The 18,606-nt window shown below is 65.4% G+C and carries 20 protein-coding genes and 2 tRNA genes; 8 read left to right on the forward strand and 14 right to left on the reverse strand.

Annotated elements, in window-relative coordinates:
- Window positions 1-44: 44 nt before the first annotated feature.
- A complete protein-coding gene (locus Q4543_RS19135; protein WP_303440945.1) occupies window positions 45-788 on the reverse strand; it encodes an RNA methyltransferase in 744 nt (247 codons plus the stop codon).
- A gap of 195 nt (window positions 789-983) precedes the next feature.
- Between Q4543_RS19135 and Q4543_RS19140 the strand changes: the two genes are divergently transcribed.
- Window positions 984-1,616 carry a thiamine phosphate synthase gene (locus tag Q4543_RS19140; RefSeq protein ID WP_303440947.1) on the forward strand — a complete coding sequence of 211 codons (633 nt, stop codon included), beginning with the start codon at window positions 984-986 and terminating at the stop codon, window positions 1,614-1,616.
- A gap of 30 nt (window positions 1,617-1,646) precedes the next feature.
- Here Q4543_RS19140 and Q4543_RS19145 read toward each other — a convergent pair whose 3' ends face one another.
- The 3 genes from Q4543_RS19145 to Q4543_RS19155 form a co-directional block, all read right to left on the reverse strand.
- Window positions 1,647-2,477 carry a 1-acyl-sn-glycerol-3-phosphate acyltransferase gene (locus Q4543_RS19145; protein WP_303440949.1) on the reverse strand — a complete coding sequence of 277 codons (831 nt, stop codon included), beginning with the start codon at window positions 2,475-2,477 and terminating at the stop codon, window positions 1,647-1,649.
- Window positions 2,474-3,232, reverse strand: coding sequence for a GNAT family N-acetyltransferase (locus Q4543_RS19150; RefSeq protein WP_216002919.1), 759 nt, complete (start codon window positions 3,230-3,232; stop codon window positions 2,474-2,476). Before Q4543_RS19150 ends, Q4543_RS19145 begins: the two co-directional genes overlap by 4 nt.
- A 123-nt stretch (window positions 3,233-3,355) precedes the next feature.
- A complete protein-coding gene (locus tag Q4543_RS19155) occupies window positions 3,356-3,538 on the reverse strand; it encodes a DUF3553 domain-containing protein (protein ID WP_216002920.1) in 183 nt (60 codons plus the stop codon).
- A gap of 28 nt (window positions 3,539-3,566) precedes the next feature.
- Here Q4543_RS19155 and Q4543_RS19160 point away from each other — a divergent pair, with 28 nt between their 5' ends.
- A complete protein-coding gene (locus tag Q4543_RS19160; protein WP_303440952.1) occupies window positions 3,567-4,169 on the forward strand; it encodes a histidine phosphotransferase family protein in 603 nt (200 codons plus the stop codon).
- Window positions 4,170-4,202: 33 nt separating this feature from the next.
- On the opposite strand, the gene Q4543_RS19165 is transcribed toward Q4543_RS19160, so the two are convergent.
- From Q4543_RS19165 to Q4543_RS19190, 6 genes are all read right to left on the reverse strand, one after another.
- A complete protein-coding gene (locus Q4543_RS19165) occupies window positions 4,203-5,468 on the reverse strand; it encodes a glutamate-5-semialdehyde dehydrogenase (RefSeq protein ID WP_303440954.1) in 1,266 nt (421 codons plus the stop codon).
- Between the two features lie 165 nt (window positions 5,469-5,633).
- Complete coding sequence (gene proB / locus Q4543_RS19170) at window positions 5,634-6,740, reverse strand: glutamate 5-kinase (protein ID WP_216002923.1); 1,107 nt, start codon at window positions 6,738-6,740, stop codon at window positions 5,634-5,636.
- Window positions 6,728-7,762, reverse strand: coding sequence for a GTPase ObgE (gene obgE, locus Q4543_RS19175; RefSeq protein WP_303440957.1), 1,035 nt, complete (start codon window positions 7,760-7,762; stop codon window positions 6,728-6,730). The genes proB and obgE overlap by 13 nt, the downstream gene beginning before the upstream one ends.
- Before the next feature lie 193 nt (window positions 7,763-7,955).
- Window positions 7,956-8,032, reverse strand: a tRNA-Asp gene (locus Q4543_RS19180).
- Between the two features lie 34 nt (window positions 8,033-8,066).
- Window positions 8,067-8,143: transfer RNA gene (locus Q4543_RS19185), tRNA-Asp, on the reverse strand.
- A 164-nt stretch (window positions 8,144-8,307) separates the two neighbouring features.
- The gene (locus Q4543_RS19190) at window positions 8,308-8,577 is read right to left on the reverse strand and encodes a DNA primase (RefSeq protein WP_303440959.1); all 270 of its coding nucleotides are present in this window, start codon (window positions 8,575-8,577) and stop codon (window positions 8,308-8,310) included.
- 342 nt (window positions 8,578-8,919) lie between these two features.
- Between Q4543_RS19190 and Q4543_RS19195 the strand changes: the two genes are divergently transcribed.
- The 4 genes from Q4543_RS19195 (at window position 8,920) to tpiA (ending at window position 12,426) form a co-directional block, all read left to right on the forward strand.
- A complete protein-coding gene (locus Q4543_RS19195; protein ID WP_216002926.1) occupies window positions 8,920-9,276 on the forward strand; it encodes an SUF system Fe-S cluster assembly protein in 357 nt (118 codons plus the stop codon).
- Between the two features lie 72 nt (window positions 9,277-9,348).
- Window positions 9,349-11,004, forward strand: a complete 1,656-nt coding sequence (locus Q4543_RS19200; RefSeq protein WP_303440962.1) for a mechanosensitive ion channel family protein — start codon at window positions 9,349-9,351, stop codon at window positions 11,002-11,004.
- A 200-nt stretch (window positions 11,005-11,204) separates the two neighbouring features.
- Complete coding sequence (locus Q4543_RS19205) at window positions 11,205-11,582, forward strand: iron-sulfur cluster assembly accessory protein (protein WP_216002928.1); 378 nt, start codon at window positions 11,205-11,207, stop codon at window positions 11,580-11,582.
- A gap of 91 nt (window positions 11,583-11,673) precedes the next feature.
- Window positions 11,674-12,426, forward strand: coding sequence for a triose-phosphate isomerase (gene tpiA / locus Q4543_RS19210; RefSeq protein WP_216002929.1), 753 nt, complete (start codon window positions 11,674-11,676; stop codon window positions 12,424-12,426).
- 122 nt (window positions 12,427-12,548) lie between these two features.
- Here tpiA and Q4543_RS19215 read toward each other — a convergent pair whose 3' ends face one another.
- From Q4543_RS19215 to Q4543_RS19230, 4 genes are all read right to left on the reverse strand, one after another.
- Window positions 12,549-13,820: a TRAP transporter large permease gene (locus Q4543_RS19215; RefSeq protein WP_303440965.1), complete on the reverse strand. Its 1,272-nt coding sequence runs from the start codon at window positions 13,818-13,820 to the stop codon at window positions 12,549-12,551.
- Complete coding sequence (locus Q4543_RS19220) at window positions 13,817-14,416, reverse strand: TRAP transporter small permease subunit (protein WP_303440966.1); 600 nt, start codon at window positions 14,414-14,416, stop codon at window positions 13,817-13,819. The genes Q4543_RS19215 and Q4543_RS19220 overlap by 4 nt, the downstream gene beginning before the upstream one ends.
- A 16-nt stretch (window positions 14,417-14,432) precedes the next feature.
- Window positions 14,433-15,428, reverse strand: coding sequence for a TRAP transporter substrate-binding protein DctP (gene dctP, locus Q4543_RS19225; RefSeq protein WP_303440968.1), 996 nt, complete (start codon window positions 15,426-15,428; stop codon window positions 14,433-14,435).
- 81 nt (window positions 15,429-15,509) lie between these two features.
- Window positions 15,510-16,724, reverse strand: a complete 1,215-nt coding sequence (locus Q4543_RS19230) for a CaiB/BaiF CoA-transferase family protein (protein ID WP_303440970.1) — start codon at window positions 16,722-16,724, stop codon at window positions 15,510-15,512.
- Window positions 16,725-16,842: 118 nt separating this feature from the next.
- Between Q4543_RS19230 and Q4543_RS19235 the strand changes: the two genes are divergently transcribed.
- Both Q4543_RS19235 and Q4543_RS19240 read left to right on the forward strand, forming a co-directional pair.
- Window positions 16,843-17,745: a hydroxymethylglutaryl-CoA lyase gene (locus Q4543_RS19235; RefSeq protein ID WP_303440972.1), complete on the forward strand. Its 903-nt coding sequence runs from the start codon at window positions 16,843-16,845 to the stop codon at window positions 17,743-17,745.
- Window positions 17,746-17,772: 27 nt separating this feature from the next.
- Window positions 17,773-18,462 (forward strand): GntR family transcriptional regulator, encoded by a 690-nt coding sequence (locus Q4543_RS19240; protein WP_303440974.1) that lies wholly within the window; start codon window positions 17,773-17,775, stop codon window positions 18,460-18,462.
- Window positions 18,463-18,606: the final 144 nt, after the last annotated feature.

Raw genomic sequence — 18,606 nt, forward strand, 5'->3', positions numbered from 1 at the left:
GGTCGTGGCGGACGATAGGCGGCGCACCGCCCCGCTTCAAGCGCTCAGCCGCGCTCCTTCCAGCGCACCATCTGGCGCAGGATACCGTGCAGCGTGCGCACGTCTTCGGATGTCAGCGGCATACGGCTCCAGAGGTTGCGCAAGGTCAGCTGCATCGACGCCGCCTTGTGCTCGGGGAAAAAGAATCCCGCCTCGTCCAGCCGCTGTTCGTAATGCTCGGCCAGCTTTTCAACCTCGATGGTACTGGCCCATTGCGCGCCCGCCAGCTCCTCCCGCCGCGCCTCGATGCGCCCCGAGGCCCGCCGCCACTCATATCCGCACAGCAGCACGCATTGCGCAAGGTTCAAAGACGGGAACTCGGGGTTCACCGGAACCGAGATGATGGCATTGGCCTGCGCCACATCGCCATTCTCAAGGCCCGCGCGCTCAGGGCCGAACATAACCGCCACGCGCCCGCCCTCGGCCAGCCGGTCGGCGGCGGCCTTCATCGCCTCTTCGGGGGAATAGACCGGCTTGGTCAGGCCACGCTGACGCGCCGTGGTCGCAAACACCAGATCGCAATCGCCAACCGCGCCCGCCACATCCTCATGCAGCTGCGCTTCATCCAGCAGCCGCCCCGCGCCAGAGGCCATCGCCGCCGACGCCGGGTTCGGCCAGCCGTCACGCGGGCTCACCAGCCGCATCCGGTCAAGGCCGAAATTCCACATCGCCCGCGCCGCCGCCCCGATATTCTCGCCCATCTGCGGGCGCACAAGCACGAAAGCCGGTTGTCTCAGATCGCCGGGCATTGCCCCTCCATCGGTTTGCGCTTTCCCCTAAGGCCACAGGCCCCCAAGAGCAAGCGCCCGGGCCTCTTCTGGCCCCAAATATCCCCGCCGGAGGCATCCCGCCCGCGCCACAGGCACGCCCCCGGTCAACAGCGCCCCTTGGCAGCCGCCACCCTGTCGCGATATAGACCCCCGACCGCGCAAAGGAATAGCACCATGGACGAAGCCGACCTCCCCCAGCTTTACCTCATCACGCCGCCCGAATTCGACCTGTCCGCCTTTCCTCAGCAGCTGAACAAGGTGCTTGATGCGGCCGATATCGCCTGCATTCGGCTGTCGCTTGCCACCCGCGACGAAGACCGCATCCTGCGCGCCGCCGACGCGGTGCGCGAGGTCGCCCATGCCCATGACATCGCGCTGGTGCTCGACACCCATATTGGTCTGGCCCAGCGGCTCGGTCTTGACGGCGTGCATCTGACCGACGGCGCGCGCACCGTGCGTCACGCCCGCAAGGAACTGGGCCCTGACGCCATCGTCGGCGCCTCTTGCGGGGCGTCGCGCCATGACGGGATGAATGCCTGCGAGGCCGGCGCTGATTACGTCACCTTCGGTCCGGTCGCCGGCGAGGCGCTTGGCGATGGCACTCTGGCCGATTTCGAGCTGTTCGAATGGTGGTCGCAGATGATCGAAGTGCCCTGCGTCGCCGAAGGCGGCCTGAGCGACGCGCTGATCGCCAGCCTGACCCCGGTCACCGATTTCTTTGGCATCGGCGAAGAAATCTGGTCGCAGGACGATCCGGCGCAGGCGATCGCCCGGCTTGCCGCGGCGATGGCGCAAACCAAAGGCTGACCTTCGGGCAGATAAGCCACCAACCTGCGGTCAGATGACAACCTGACCGCAGGGATGGGCGCTGCGCACCTGTCGTTCCAGCTGCGCAGCAAGCGACTTGCGGTTGGGATGATCATCCACCCGCACCGGCGGATGATAGACCAGTCGCACCCGCCCCTGCCGCCATGTCCCGAGCATCTTGAGCAAATGCCCGCCAAAGGTCATGTCGCCCCACCAGCCATAAAACCGCGGGTCGGCCCCCGGAGGGGCCTCATAGATCACCGTCACCGCCTGAAGCTGCATCTCGTGCCGCAGCGCATCGGCATAAAAGGCGGAAAACAGTGTCGATTTGAATGGCAGCACCCGCTGCCCGTCGGTGGAGGTGCCCTCTGGGAAGAACAGCAGCCGGTCGCGCTGCAACAGGCGCCGTTCGAACAGCTTGCGCTGCTCAAGCGCGGCGCGTGGATCGCGCGCGATGAACAGCGTTCCGGTGAGCTTTGCCAGAAGTCCGATGCCCGGCCAGCCCGCCACCTCGGACTTGGAAACAAAGCACAGGTTGCGGTGGGCGTTCAGCACGAAGATATCGAGCCACGATGCATGGTTCGCCACGTAAGAGCCAGCCCCCGACATCTGCGGCCCACGGCTTTCAACCCGGATGCCAAGAACCCCCATCGCCGCCCGGCAAGCGTATTGCGTCACGTAGGGCGTGACCCTGCGACGCCCGCCAAAACCGACGATCTCGAGCAGCCGAAGCGGCAGCGTGATGCAGACCCCGACCAGCAAAACCCCCGTCAGCGCCAGCCCGCGCAGCAGTGCCAGCGCCCAGCCCCCCGGCCCGGGCGGCGTGTCTTTGGGCGGCTCTCCGCGCCAAGTCGGGCTCATCCGCGCGCCCGCGTGTAGATGCCCGCCGCCTTGGCGTTCAGGCGTTCTGTGTCCATCACCAGACACACATCGGTGGTGTTGAACGCATGGTCCACAAAGGCCCCCTCGCCAACCGTGCCGCCAAGCCGCAGGTAGCCCTTGATCAGGGCTGGCACCTCAAGCATGGCGCGCTTGCGGTCGATCTGCGCCTCGGGCAGCAGATCCATCGACTGAAACACCCGCGAGCGCACCCGCAACGCCTCTGGCGCAAGGTGGCGGTGGTGCAACAGTGACAAGGGCTCGGCCAGCCGCGCCACATCGGTGCCGTGAAAGGACGCGGTGCCGAACAGCACCTCGATGCCGTGCTCGGCGACATAACCGGCCAGCGCCTGCCACAGATGCATCATCGCCGTGCCGCCGCGATAGTCCGGATGCAGGCAGGATCGCCCCAGCTCCAGCAGCCGCCGCCCAGAGCGCCGCAGCGGTTCAAGATCATACTCGTCTTCGGAATAGAACTGGCCGGCAACGCGGGCCTGATCGTCGCGCAGCAGCCGGTAGACGCCGACAACCGCATCGCCGCGCCGCGCATCCCTCAGCAGCAGATGGTCGAAGAACGGATCGAATCGATCCCGTTCCAGCCGCGCGTCATGGTCGACCAGCGCGCCAGAGCCGCCCAGCTCCTCGACAAAGACCTCGTAACGCAGGCGCTGCGCCGCGCGGATGTCTTGCGCGCACCGGGCCAGCCGCACGGTGAATTCGGTCTCGTCCAGTGCCATTGGCCCTCCTTGGCCCAGCCCCGCCTCCTGCGTGTTTAAGGCCAGAGCGCCGCAAGGAAAACCGGTTTTGGCCAAACCCGCTCAGACCGGCGTTAACCAATCCTAAATATCTGGAGGCTTAGTCTAATTGTCGAAAACCGGAACAAGGCCGACACGTCGCCCGTCTATAACAACCTTACCCTGCTCGCGGAAGTTGACCGTGACCCGGCCTGCGATATTGGATTGCACCTGTCCGGTGCCCCAATCGGGCTGCTCGGGATGCGTGACCAGCATTCCAGGCTCAAGCATCGCATTCAGGTCGTCCATTTTCTGCCCTTCGTTCAAGGAGTCCACCATGACAGATCATAGCGCGAGACTCGCCACCCTGGTAGGGTCGCGCCTGTGTCACGATCTCGTCAGCCCCATCGGGGCAATATCCAACGGGCTGGAACTGATCGCCCTCGCAGGCAGCCCCGGCCCCGAAGAGATGGAGCTTATCGCGCAAAGCTGCGCCTCGGCCCGGGCGCGAATCAATTTTTTCCGCGTTGCCTTTGGAAAGGCCTCGCCGGAACAGATGGTCGGCCACAACGAGGCGGCGAAGCTGATTACCGATTACTGCGAAGGCGGGCGCATGACGATGGACTGGCAGCCGCAGACCAGCGCGGCGCGCGAGGCGGTGCAGATCGCCTATCTTGCGGCGCTGTGCTGCGAGACGGCGCTGCCGCTGGGCGGGCGGGTGCAGATCCTGGAAGCCGATGGCATCTGGCGCATCACCGGCACCGGGCGCCGGGTCAGCGTGGATCCCGCGCTTTGGTCGGCACTGGGAAATCTCGAGGCGCCCGACGACATCGCGCCAGACCGGGTTCAGTTCGCCTGCCTTGCGATGCTTGTCCCCGAAGCCGGGCGCAAGCTGACCGTGCACACCGGCGATGCCGCCGTGTCGATCGAAATCCGCTGACAGCAGCCGCCGGTTTCCCGGCGGCTTCGGCGGTTACGTGCGCACCGCCCCATCCGAGCGCACCACGTATTTGAACGAGGTCAGCTGCTCGGCCCCAACCGGGCCACGGGCGTGCATCTTGCCGGTGGCAATGCCGATCTCGGCGCCCATGCCAAATTCACCGCCGTCGGCGAATTGGGTCGAGGAATTGACCATGACGATGGCGCTATCCACCCGTTCGATGAAGCGGGCGATGGCGGTCTCGTCCTCGGCGAGGATGCAATCAGTGTGACTGGACCCAAAGGCGCGGATGTGGGCGATGGCGGCGTCTTCATCCGCAACCACCTTTGCGGCGATGATGCTGTCGAGATATTCGCAGCCCCAGTCGGCATCACTGGCAGGCACGGTGCCGGGAATCGCCTGCAACGCCACATCGGCGCGCACCTCGATCCCGGCGTCAATCAGCGCGCGGATGATGCCCTGCCCGATGGTGTCGACCGCGTCCTGATGGATCAGCAGACATTCGGCCGCGCCGCAGATGCCGGTGCGCCGGGTCTTGGCGTTGATCACCACAGACAGCGCCTTAACCGGATCGGCCGACGCGTCGATATAGATGTGCACGATGCCTTCGAGATGGGCAAAGACCGGCACCCGCGCCTCGCGCTGTACAAGGCCGACCAGCCCCTTGCCACCGCGCGGCACGATGACATCGACATAATCGGTCATTTGCAACAATTCGCTGACAGCGGCGCGCTCGCGCGTGGGCACAAGCTGGATCGAGTCTTCGGGCAGGCCGGCGGCGCGCAGGCCGGTCACAAGGCAGGCGTGGATGGCGCGCGACGAATGGAAGCTTTCCGAACCGCCGCGCAGGATCACCGCATTGCCGGATTTCAGGCAGAGCGCCCCGGCATCGGCGGTGACATTGGGGCGTGATTCGTAGATCACCCCGACAACGCCCAGCGGCGTGCGCACGCGCTGGATATGCAGCCCGCTCGGGCGGTCCCAGTCGGCGATGACCTCGCCCACGGGATCGGGCTGAGCGGCGATGGCACGCAGGCTGTCCTCGATGGCGGCGATGCGCGCATCGGTGAGGGTCAGCCGATCCATCATCGCCTCTGTCAGGCCCTTTTCGCGGCCAAATTCGAGATCCTGCGCATTGGCGGCGATGATCTCGGCGCGGCTGGTCTTCATCGCGTCGGCTGCGGCGATCAGCGCGCGGGTCTTTGCCTCTGGCGGGGTGAAGGCGAGCTCGGCTGCGGCCGCTTTTGCTCGGCGGCCGATTTCGGTCATGACGGCAGCAATGTCGGTCATGTCTTTCATCGCGGATCACCCCTTGGGATCATTGGCAGGAGCTTGTCATATAGCGCCGCGCGCCGGGCCGGGCCAGTCAAAGATGTTTGTGCCGGGAGGGGGGCCAGCCCCCCGCGCTGCGCGCTCCCCCCGGAGTTTATCTGGCAAGATGAAGCCAGGGCGCGGCGCCGTTTGTCAGAGCGCCATATCATCGCGGTGAATCAGCACCGCGCGGCCGGGATAGCCAAGCGCCGCTTCGGTTTCCCATGAGTGCAGGCCGACGATGCGGCGCGCCTCTTCGGCGGTGTAGCGGGTCAGGCCCTGCCCCAGCGTGGCGCCGCGCTGATCGCGGATCGCCACCGGATCGCCGCGCCCGAAGCTGCCTTCGGCCCCCGTGACCCCGACGGGGAGCAGCGAGCGCCCCTGCCCAAGCGCCTGCGCCGCGCCCGCATCAATGATCACCGCGCCGCAGGGTTTCATCGCCGCGATCCAGCCCTTGCGGGCCGCGTGCGGGTCGAGCCGCGAGGTGAACCATGTGGCATTGGCGCCGTCTTCCAGCGCCTGAAGCGGGTGCAGCACCGAGCCCTCGGTGATCGCCATGGCGCAGCCGGCTGCGGTGGCGGTCTTGGCGGCCATCAGCTTGGTTTTCATGCCGCCCTTGGACAGGCCCGAACCGGCATCGCCCGCCATGGCTTCGATTTCGGGGGTGATTTCGTCGATCTGCTCGAAGCGGAAAGCGGCCGGGTCCTGCTGCGGGTTGGCGCTATAGAAGCCATCGACATCGGACAGCAGGATCAGCTGATCGGCGCCGACGGTGACAGCGACCTGCGCCGCCAGCCTGTCATTATCGCCGTAGCGGATTTCGTCGGTCGCCACCGTGTCGTTTTCATTGACGATGGGCACCACGCCGAAGCCCAGCAGCGTTTCCATGGTGGCGCGCTGGTTGAGATAGCGGCGGCGGTCGGCGCTGTCTTCGAGCGTCACCAGAACCTGCCCGGTGACCACGCCATGCGGGGCGAGCGCCTCTTCCCATTCGCGGGCGAGGCGGATCTGGCCGACCGAGGCCGCCGCCTGGCTTTGTTCCAGCGGCAGCGCGCTGCGCGGCAGCCCCAGTATACCGCGCCCCAGCGCGATCGAGCCCGAGGATACGAGGATCACATCGGTGCCGCGCGCCCGGATTTGCGCGATGTCTTCGGCAATGGAGCGCAGCCAGTCGCCCCGGAACGCCCCGGTTTCCTTGTCGACCAGAAGCGCCGAGCCGATCTTGACGACCAGCCGCGAGGCCGCGGTCAGGGACGCCATGTATCGTCTTCTTCGGGGGCAACGACAGGGGCGCGGGCGGCATCGACATAGGGGCGCAGGGCGCGCAACACATCGACGGTGCCTTCCTTTGACGCGCCTGACATCAACATCACCGACTCGCCGGAATGCGCCTCGAGCTCGTCCTTGAGGAAGGCGCGTTCCTCGTCATCCATGGTGTCGATCTTGTTGAGCACGACGATGCGCGGCTTGTCGGCCAGCCCTTCGCCGTATTCCTCGATTTCGGTGACGATGGTGTCGTAATCTTCGAGCAGCGTGCCAGAGCTGCCATCGACGAGATGCAACAGCACGGCGCAGCGTTCGACATGGCCAAGGAACAGATCGCCAAGGCCGCGGCCCTCGTGCGCGCCTTCGATCAGGCCCGGAATGTCAGCCACGACAAATTCGCGGTTATCAACGCCGACGACGCCCAGATTGGGGTGCAGCGTGGTAAAGGGGTAGTCGGCGATCTTGGGGCGGGCGTTGGACGTGGCCGCCAGAAAGGTCGACTTGCCAGCGTTGGGCAGGCCCAGCAGGCCGACATCGGCGATCAGCTTGAGCCGCAGCCAGACCGTGCGCTCGACCCCCGGCTGGCCGGGGTTGGCGCGGCGCGGCGCCTGATTGGTGGCGGTCTTGAAATGCAGGTTGCCCCAGCCGCCATTGCCGCCCTTGGCCAGCAGGTAGCGCTCGCCCAGCGTGGCGAGATCGGCGATGACGGTCTCTTCGTCCTCGTCGATGATCTCGGTGCCGACGGGCACGCGCAGGATGATGTCATTCCCGTCGCGACCGGTCATCTGACGGCCAGCGCCGGCGCGGCCGTTTTCAGCAAAGAAATGCTGCTGGTAGCGAAAGTCGATCAACGTGTTGAGCCCGTCGACGGTTTCGACCCAGACATCGCCGCCACAGCCACCATCGCCGCCATTGGGCCCCCCGAATTCGATGAATTTCTCGCGGCGGAACGCAATGCAGCCGTTCCCCCCGCTGCCGGAGCGGATGTAAACTTTGCAAAGGTCGAGGAACTTCATCGGAGGGGTCCTGGGATCTGGAAACAGAGGGCCGTTTAACCTGAACGGGCGCAGTTCTCAAGCGTCGGCGCATCCTGAAAGCGTCGGACGGCGAACGTCTTTGAAAATACTTGGAAAACTGTGTGGCTTGGCCGCTTCTCCCGGACACTCGCGATGCCATGTCGAAACATGCATCGCAAGTGTCACAGGAAAGTGGCGCGGTTGACGGGGCTCGAACCCGCGACCCCCGGCGTGACAGGCCGGTACTCTAACCAACTGAGCTACAACCGCGCATACAGCACGGAGCGACTTCTTCGGGGCAGTGTGGCGCGGTTGACGGGGCTCGAACCCGCGACCCCCGGCGTGACAGGCCGGTACTCTAACCATCTGAGCTACAACCGCTCACTGCCTCCGAGGAGTGTCTCCCCGAACGTGGGGGCCTTCTAGGCGGCGGCCCGGATGCCGTCAAGCGGTTTTGATAGGTGCCTTCGTCATTTTTTTACATCGCTTACCAACTGCCCTGCTGTGCGCCATGCCGCGCGCCGGAAAACACCGGGGCGCGACGATCATCCCGGGCTGGAACTCTGCCAAGGGGCCCCGTTCAGCGCATCGCGGTCCGCCTTTTCAAGCGTCGCGCAAAGGCGTTCGAGTTCGGCGGCAAGCAGAATCACCTGCGTCACCCGCGCCGTCTCGTTGCCCTTGGCAATTTCATAGCCCGCATGTTCAACCAGCGCCGCCGCCGCCCGAAGCAGCCTTGGCACAGCGCGCAGTCCTGACACCCGTCCGGCTTCGATCACCAGCGCCTCGAGAACATCCCCGTCCCGGTCAGACACCATTTCCCCTCCCCATTTACTCCCACTCCGCCAGAAATTATTGGCGGGCAAACAAACGCCGGCCCGGACCGCCTTGCGCCGCCCTTGTCGCCACCGCATCCCCGCGATGAGTTCAATGGTTCAGGAACAAAGCCGAACTTGCGCGGCGGACCGCCCTCACCGGGCGCAGGCCAAGGCATAGCATGAAACGACAATTCTCAAATATGTTTGTTTGTCTGCACGCAAATTCTTCTTTTGGTTGATCGCCACGCCAGCCCAACCCCTTGCAGACATGACGCCCGCCCTTTACCCGCGCCACCGCATTCCCTATATATTTTCTCAAGAAAGACACATAAAGGACAGACCATGAACGATGCACCGCTTGAAGGCGCGCCGCTGATCGCTCCCTCCAGCACCGGGCACCCGCTGCACGAGGCGGTGGTCGAGGCGTGCCGCTCGGTCTACGACCCCGAAATCCCCGTGAACATCTATGACCTCGGGTTGATCTACACGATCGATATCGACGATGCGAATTCGGTCCGGGTGATCATGACGCTGACCGCCCCCGGATGCCCGGTGGCCGGTGAAATGCCCGGTTGGGTGCAGGATGCGGCCAGCGCCGTACCCGGCGTGCGGGATGTCGATGTCGAGATGGTGTTCGACCCGCCCTGGGGCATGGACATGATGTCCGATGAGGCGCGGCTGGAACTGGGCTTCATGTAAGCGACCCTCCCGCGCCAAGTGCAACGGGCGCGGAAAATCCGGAACCCGACCCGCTCTGCGCGGTTTGGGTGCATGTATCGCCTTGTCCTCGCCGCCGCGCTCGCGCTTTTGTCGCTTGCCTTTGCCTCTCTGCTCGCCGCGCAAAGCAGCGAGCCAGAGCGTTGGTACAAGGTCGAGCTGATCAATCCGGGCCTTGGCACCGCGCCGCAGACCGTTGACCGCACCACGCCGCGTTCGAGCCTCGAAAGCTTCATGTTCCGGGCCGATGCCGAAGACTGGGACGGCGCGGCGCATCTGCTGGACCTGTCGGCGCTCCCCGCTTCCGAACAGGCGGTCGAGGGGCCAAAGCGGGCAAAGGCCTTTGCCACCCTGCTTGAACGCAAGATCATGATCGACTGGTACGATCTGCGCGACCGCCCCGACGGGGTCGATGAGCGCGGCAGCGACACGCCGCTGGCGGGCGAGCCGCGCCGCTCGCTGCTGCTGTGGTACGTCAAGTTGAACGACCGGCCGATCCCGATCCGCATCAACCGGATCAAGCCCGAGGTCGGAGACCCGGCGTGGCTGGTCTCGCGCCAGACGGTGATGGCACTACCCGCGCTCGCAGACGCCTATGGGCCGACCGAACTGGAACTGATGCTGCCCGAACCGCTGCGCACCAAGGCGTTCTGGAACCTGCGCTGGTGGGAGGTGATCGCCTTTCCGCTGGCGCTTGCCGTCACCGGGCTGATCGGTTTCGTGGTGAACCGGGCACTGTCGCGCGGCTTTGCCCGCACCCACCGCGATGCGCCGACCTCGATGCTGGTGGCGATCCGCCCGCCGGTGACGCTGGCGGTGATGACCATGGTGATGGTGCTGATCACCCATCACGTGCTGGTGTTTTCCGGGCGGATCGACACCATCCTGTCACCGCTGCTGATCCTTGGCGGCGTGGTCGCAGCGCTGTGGATGATCGTCAACGTCGCCGATGTGATCCTGTCGCGGCTGGTGAAATTCGACGGCGGCGAGCTGGCCGAGATGGGCGAAGGTCAGGAGGCCCGGCGCAACATCGCAACCCGCGTCTCGGCGGCGCGGCGCATGATGATCGTGATCGTGGTGCTGGTCGGTGCCGGGATCACCATCAGCGAGGCCAGCGTGATGCGCTCGCTCGGGCTGTCGCTGCTGGCTTCGGCGGGCACGGCAACGATCATCCTTGCCTATGCCGGGCGCAATATCCTGACCAACATCATGGCCTCGTTGCAGATCGCGCTGAACCAGTCGGCGCGGATCGGGGACAGGGTGCTGTATGACGGCCAGCTGTGTTCGGTCGAGCGCATCCATTTCACCTATGTGCAACTGCGCGTCTGGACCGGGCGGCGGCTGGTGGTGCCGGTGGTGGATTTCGTCAGCGAGCCGTTCGAAAACTGGACGATGCGTGATCCATACATGATCCGCGAGGTGGTGCTGCACCTGTCGCACGGCGCCGATGTCGAACCGCTGCGCCGCGCCTACCACGAGATTCTTGACAGCATCGAGGACATCCCAGACCGCCCGGTCGATCGCGGCGTCTATGTGCAGAGGCATGACGTGTTCGGCCAGTCGGTGCTGTTCCTCGTGCCCGCCCCCGACCCCAACATCGCATGGGCGCTGGAATGCGAGGTGCGCGAGCGATTGTTGCAAGAGGCGCGCGTGATCGACGATGGCGCGCACGCCATGTTCCCGAGCGCCTCGCCCGCCGAAGCGGCCTGATCTGCACTGGATCGGCGCGACAACAGCTCACTGCGCGCTGGCCTTTCGCGGCGCAACTTCTGGCGCAACGCCCGACAGGGCGCGGCGTGAACCTGCAGTTTCAACGATTTTCAGCGCCGCGCCCTGCTCTTGCCATACGCCCCCCTTGAGTGCGCCCGCCCAAGGCATTAGGTTTGACCCCTTAATCAAGGAGACGCCCGATGTTCGGCATTCCCGGAAAACAGGCCGTGACGATGACCCCCGCCGCCGTGGCGCAGGTTCGCAAGCTCATGGATCGCGACAATCGCGCCGGTCTGCGGATCGGCATCAAGAAAGGCGGCTGCGCTGGCATGGAATACACCATGGATTTCGTCGATGCGCCCGAGCCCAACGACGAAATCGTCGAGCAGGATGGCGCGCGCGTGCTGATCGCACCGATGGCGCAGATGTTCCTGTTCGGCACCGAGATCGACTATTTCACCGAGCTTCTCGAATCCGGCTTCCGGTTCAACAACCCGAACGTGTCGGATTCCTGCGGCTGCGGCGAGTCGATCAAATTCAAGGATGTCGAGGAACTGGCGGCGGACCGTCGCGACTGATTGCCTCCTGCGGCGATAATCCCGCCGCCCTGCCCTTGACCTCGGCCCGCTGCGGCGAAAGATGTGCGCAACAGTTTCAAAGGGAGAGACCATGCGTACCAAGCTAGCCGCAGGCAATTGGAAGATGAACGGCCTTACCGAGGCGCTGTCTGAACTTGCCGGTATGGCAGACGCCGCCGCCGGTGCCTCCGAGGTGCTGATCTGCCCGCCCTTCACGCTGGTAGGCGCGGCAGCGGCGGCAGCAAGCGGCATCGCCATCGGCGGGCAGGATTGCCATGCGGCGGCTTCTGGCGCGCATACCGGCGATGTGTCGGCGGCGATGCTCAAGGACGCGGGCGCGAGCCATGTCATCCTTGGCCATTCCGAGCGCCGCACCGACCACAACGAGCGCAACAGCGACGTCAACGCCAAATGCGTTGCCGCATGGGATGCCGGGCTGACGGTGGTGCTTTGCGTCGGGGAAAGCCTTGAACAGCGCGAGGCGGCGAACACGCTCGAGATCATCGGCGGGCAGCTGGCAGCATCGGTTCCCGACGGCGCGACCGGGCATAATCTGGTGATCGCCTATGAACCGATCTGGGCGATTGGCACCGGCAAAGTGCCGAGCACCGACCAGATTGGCGAGGTGCATGATTTCATGCGCGCCCGCCTTGAAAAGCGCTTTGGCTCGGGCGTCGGCCGCTCGGTCCGCCTGCTCTACGGCGGCTCGGTGAAACCGTCCAACGCCACCGAGATCTTTGCCGTGTCCAATGTTGATGGCGCGCTGGTGGGCGGGGCCTCGCTGAAGGCCGCCGATTTCGTGCCGATCATCGAGGCGCTGAACGCCGCGTCGCAAGACGGCTAACCGATCTTACCGGCGAAAGCCGATCCGCCTCGGCCGGTTCACGGCCGGGGCGTTTCTCTGCCCCGGTCAGGGCTGCTTTCACCCCGCGCTCGAACGATACCATCGCCGCGCGCGGGCCCCGGCTACAGGTTGAACGGCAGCCACAGCACGATCTGCGGGAACACCGACAGCAAGACCGCCACCCCCAGCATCAGCGCCACGAATGGCACCACGCCGCGGATCACCACGCCCAGCGGCTTGTTCGCAATGGCCTGAATGACGAACAGGTTCAGCCCGACCGGCGGCGTGATCAGCGCGATCTCGATCAGCAGCACGAAATAGACGCCGAACCAGATCGGATCGATGCCAAGCGCCAGCACCGTGGGCAGCAGCACCGGCACCATGATCAGCAGCATCGACATGCTTTCAAGGAACAGCCCGATGAACAGCAGGATCAGCGAGACGATGATGATGAAGCCAACGGTGCCCGGCACATGGGTGTCGAAGATATGCGCGACCTGCTGCGGGATCTGGTAGAGCGTGATCGCCTGACCAAAGATCTTGGCCCCGACGACGATGAGAAAGATCACCGTGGTGGTCTGCACGCTGTCCTTCACCGCGGCAAGGAAATTCTCCCAGCTCAGCGAGCGTTGCGCCAGCGTGATCGCCAGCGCCATGGTCGCGCCGATGGCGCTGGCCTCGGTCGGGGTAAACGCCCCGGCGTAGATCCCACCCAGCATCACCACCGCCAGCAGAACGGTGGGCAGCGCCCGCAGCGTGGCCTCGGCCCGCTCGGGCCATGTGGCGCGGGGGCTGGCCTTGGCATTGTCACTGAAGGCCGCCGACAGCACCGTATACAGCCCGAAGACGGTGATCAGCAGAAGGCCCGGCCCGACGCCCGCAAGGAACAGCTTGCCGATGCTTTCCTCGGCGATGACCCCATAGACAATCAGCGGGATCGACGGCGGGATCAGGATGCCCAGCGTACCCCCCGCCGCCAGCAGCCCCAGCGTGAACGAAGGCTTGTAGCCACGCTTGGTCATCTCGGGCACGGCGACGGTGCCGACGGTGGCGGCGGTGGTGACCGAACTGCCTGATATGGCGGAAAAGATGCCGCAGGACAGCAGCGCCGCCACGCCGATGCCGCCCGGCCAATGGCCGACCCAGCTTTGCACCGCGCGGAACAGGTCGCGCCCGACGCCGCCGCGCAGCAGGATGTTCGACATCAGCAGAAACAGTGGCACCGCCAGCAGCACGAAATCATTGAGCGCACCAAACAGGTTGGTCGGGATCAGCGCCAGCGGCAACCCCTTGAGCACGATCAGCCCGGTGCCCAGCGAGGCCAGCGCAAAGGCGACCGGCAAGCCGGTGAGCAGCAGCAGCACCAGCGTCGAAACGATTGCGATCGGGATCATCGGGACTCCTCGCTCAGGGCGTGAAGCTCGGCCTCTTCGGACGAGACAAAAACCGGCGCGGGCCGGAACGGCAGGCGGACCAGATCAGCCAGCGCCTGAAGCGCAAGGCAGGCGTAGCCAGCGATGATTGGCGCTTCGGCGATCCATTCGGGCATCTGAAGCATGGTCGGCTGCCGCCGCCCCATGTTGAAGCTTTCGACCATCGCGCCCCAGCACAGCCAGACCGCCATCAGCGAGAACCCTGCGATCACCAGCAGGGTAAATGCCTGCGACAGGCGGCGCAGCGCCGGGGGCGCGTTGCCGATCACCGCGGTGATGCGGATCATGCCATCGGAGCGCAGAGATTGCGCCATGGCCAGAAAGCTCAGCCAGATCATCAGCGTGGTGCCCACGTCGGAGGTCCAGCGGGTGGGGGCGTGAAAGACGTAACGCGCCGCCACCTCATAGGCGAGAATGGCGGCGATGACGCAAATCATCACCGCCGCGATCCGCGCTGCCCAAAGCGACAGCGCATCGACAAGGCGCAGCGCCTTCGGGCCGCTTTCCACCGGCGCGCGATGCGCTCTGGGCTCGGGATGTGTCCTGACAACGGCCATGGGCTGCGCGCCCGCGTCAGTACAGCGCCTGGACGCTTTGCACGAGAGTCTGGCCGACCTCGCCCGCGTCCTGAACAAACACCTCGACCGCCGGGGCCGCCGCGTCCTGCCAGGCCCTCAGCTGCTCGGGGGTCAGCTCGGTTACGGTGGCGTGGCCATCGGCGAGCCAGTTGGCCGAGGCGACGTTGTTGGCCTCGGTCTCTTCGCGCAGGCTGTGTTCGGCATGCATCGCGGCTTGGGTGACCCAGCCCTGTTCCTGTTCGGACAGGCTGTCGAACAGGCCGCTGTTGATCACCACGATGAATTCGGCCAGCGAATGGTTGGTCATGGTGATGGTGTCCATGACTTCGTACAGCTTGCGCGATTCCACCGCGGTGGTGCCGCTCATGCCAACGTCGACGGTGCCGCGCTGATAGGCCATGAACTGCTCGGAGCCGCCGATCACCACCGGCGTGCCGCCCACCGCGTCGATAAAATCGCCCGAGGGCTTGCCAAGCGCGCGCACCAGCTTGCCCTTCATCATCGACGGATCGGTCATCGCCGCGCCCTTCGACAGAAGCTGCACCGGGCCGTAATCCTGCCACCACAGAACCTTGGTGCCGGTCGAACCGATCATCTCGTCAAAGGTCTGGCGGAAGGGGCCTTCCGGATCGGCGGCCTTGGCCAGCGTGGCATAGTCCGGAAACAGGAACGGCACCGAAAAGATCCCGGCGGCGGGCAGCGTGCCGCTGTATTCATCGGCCAGCACCACGCCCATGTCGATGGCGCCGCTGGCCACCGCCTTGGGCACTTCGGAACCCTTGAACAGCTGCGCGCTGTCGTAGATCTCGACGCTCATCTCGCCGCCAGATACCTCTTCGAGCGCGTCCTTGAAGGTCACGAGATTGGCGCCGACAGGGTGGTTCACTGCCACCTGAACGGTGGCGCGCAGGGTGCGCTCTGCAAAGGCCGCGCCGCTGGTGGCGCATAGCGCCGTGCTGGCCAGCAACAGGCCGGTCACGATGGTTTTCATTGATCTCTCTCCTCCCAGAGATGCCCCGGCGGGGCGGTTGACGCGCGGCGCAGGCTCCTCCAGCCCTGCCGCGCGCGTAGCTCAGACGATGCCGCCCGCGCGCAGCTGCGCGATGCGCTCGCCGGTCATCGACAGCAGGTCGCGCAACACCTCGTCGGTGTGCTCGCCCAGATCGGGGCCGGCATGGCGCAGCTTGCCCGGCGTTTCGGACAGGCGCGGCGCGACATTCTGCATCTTGATGGCACCGAAATCCTTGTGCGGCAGCTCGACAATGGCCTCGCGCGCAGCGAAATGCGGATCCTTGACCATGTCGGCGGCGGAATAGATCAGCCCGCAGGGCACGCCATGCTCTTCGAGCAGCGCCTGTAGCGGCTCAAGGTCCACCGTCACCGTCCAATCGGCGATGCGCCCATCCAGATCGGTCATGTTCACGCCCCGCGCCGCATGGGTGGCATAGCGATCATCCTGCGCCAATTCAGGCTGGCCCATGGCAACGGCAAGGCGGCGAAACACCGTATCCTGATTGGCGGCGATCAGCAGCATCTTGCCATCGCGCGTCGGAAACACGTTCGACGGCGACACGTTCGGCAGCGTCGCCCCGGTGCGTTCGCGCACATAGCCCGCTACGTCATATTCGCTGACCGTGCTTTCCATCATCGCCAGCACCGCCTCGTAGATGGCGCTGTCGACCACCTGCCCGCGCCCCGACCGCCCGCGCTGGTGCAGCGCCATCAGCGCGCCAAGACAGGCGTAGGTCGCCGCCAGCTCGTCACCGATGGAAATGCCCATGCGGCTCGGCGGGGTTGACGGATCGCCCACCACATATCGCAAGCCGCCCATCGCCTCGCCGATCGAGCCATAGCCAGCGCGACTGGCATAGGGGCCGGTCTGCCCATAGCCGCTGACCCGCACCATGATCAGGCCGGGATTGATTTCGCGCAGGGTCTCGTAGCTGAGGTTCCAGCGCTCCATGGTGCCGGGGCGGAAATTCTCGATGAGAATGTCGGTGCTGGCCACCAGCTCATGCACGATGGCCTGCCCTTCCGGGCTGCGCAGGTTCAGCGTCAGTGACTTCTTGTTGCGCGCCACCACGGGCCACCACAGCGACTTGCCATAGGGCTTTTCCTGCCCCCAGACCCGCAGCGGATCGCCGCTGCCGGGCTGCTCGCATTTGATCACCTCGGCCCCAAAATCCGCCAGAAGCTGGCCGCAGAACGGCCCTGCCAGCAATTGCCCCATCTCGAGCACGCGAATGTTCGACAGCGGCCCCTGACGGGGGGCATCCTGTTGTGTCATCAGCGCTCTCCTCTTCGCCTTGCACGTCCTGCGACCGGCAAATCCCGGATCGACAGGTATACCATTAATGGATACATTATTTTCTGAGTTGTAAATATAAATCCGCGGGATTCTGGTAATGAGCAAGAATAATATCGAAATCGTCGAGGTTTCACCAAGGGATGGCATCCAGAACGAAAAGACTCTTTTGAATTTGGATGCAAAAATCTCTTTGATCACGCAGGCGATTGCGGCAGGCGCAGCGCGGATCGAAGTGACAAGTTTCGTCAATCCCCACAAGGTTCCGCAAATGGCCGACGCCGAGGCTCTGGCCGCCGCCCTGCCCCGCGGCAAGGCGCGCTATAACGGCCTTGCGCTGAACCGGCGCGGGTTCGACCGGGCGGTCGCGGCGGGGCTCGACGAGGTGAACTTTGCCGTCGTGCTGTCGGAAACCTTCAGCGCCCGCAATCAGGGCATGAGCACCGACGAGGGCATTGCGCTCTGGCATGGGGTCGGCAGCAGCGATGCGCCCATCGCCAAGGGCTTGACCCTCGCCGCCGCCTTCGGCTGCCCGTTCGAAGGCGAGATGCCGGTGGCGCGGATGATCGAGGTGCTCGAGCGCGCGCTGACGGTGATGCCCGCCGAGCTGACGCTGGCCGACACCATCGGCGCGGCCAGCCCCGCCGACATTGCCGAACGGGTTGGCGCGGTGCGTGCCCGCTGGCCTGATCTGCCGATTCGCCTGCATCTGCACAACACCCGCAACACCGGCTTTGCCAATGCCTGGGCCGGGGTGCAGGCCGGCGTACGCAGCTTCGATGCATCGCTCGGGGGTGTTGGCGGATGCCCCTTTGCCCCGCGCGCCACCGGCAACATCGCCACCGAGGATCTGGCATGGATGCTGCACCGTGCGGGCTATGCCACCGGCTGGGATGTCGACAAGGCCTGCAAGGCCGCCGACTGGCTCGAGGAGCAGCTTGGCCACTTGGTGCCGGGAATGCTAATGAAGGCCGGCACCTTTCCGCCCGCCTTGCGGGCCTGACCAGACGCCCAAGCAGCAGGACGCCGCATGACCGACATCACGCCAGCCCCCAACAAGGGGCCAGCCGCCGACCAGGCCTATCAGGCGATCCGCGACAGCATCTTTTCCGGGCGACTGGGCGACAATGAACGGGTGACCGAGGCCGAGCTGGCCGACACGCTCAGCATGTCGCGCACCCCGGTGCGCGAGGCGGTCAAGCGGCTGCTGCTCGAAGGGCTGCTGACCCGTGACGCCGGACCGGGGTTGCGGGTGGTGGCGATGCAGGAAGACGAGATCATGCAGGTGTTCGAAATCCGCATGATGCTGGAATCCTACGCCGCCCGTCGCGCCGCACAGCATGCCACCGCCGAAGAAGCCGCCGAGCTGCGCCGCCTTGCCCATGAGATGGCCGCCCGCGTCCCGGCGCGAAGCGAAGCGGATTTCACCGCCGTGTCACAGCTCAACACCGCCTTTCATCAGCTGGTGCTGGAGGCGGCGCGCTCGGCGCGGCTCAAGGCGATGCTGTCGGTCGTGGTGCATCTGGCGCTGGTGACCCGCACCTTTCGTCTGTACCGAGACGCGGACATGCTGCGCTCGGCCCGTCACCATATCGAGATCGCCGACGCCATCACCGCCCGCGCCCCCGACTGGGCGGCCATGGCGATGGGCACGCATCTGCAATCGGCGGCGGCGCTTGCGCGGGGCTCTCGATCGCCAGAAAGCGAAATCGCAAGATAGGTGCTTGAAACCGGCGGCAGGCTTGTCTAAACCGCGTCAGGCCGGGTGATTAGCTCAGTTGGTAGAGCGTTTCGTTTACACCGAAACCGCTTGTTGCGCTGATACCTGATAAAAGCGTTTCCCGCCCGACACTTCGACGGGGAA

It is taken from the genome of Salipiger sp. 1_MG-2023 (assembly GCF_030547555.1).
Taxonomy (GTDB): Bacteria; Pseudomonadota; Alphaproteobacteria; order Rhodobacterales; family Rhodobacteraceae; genus Salipiger.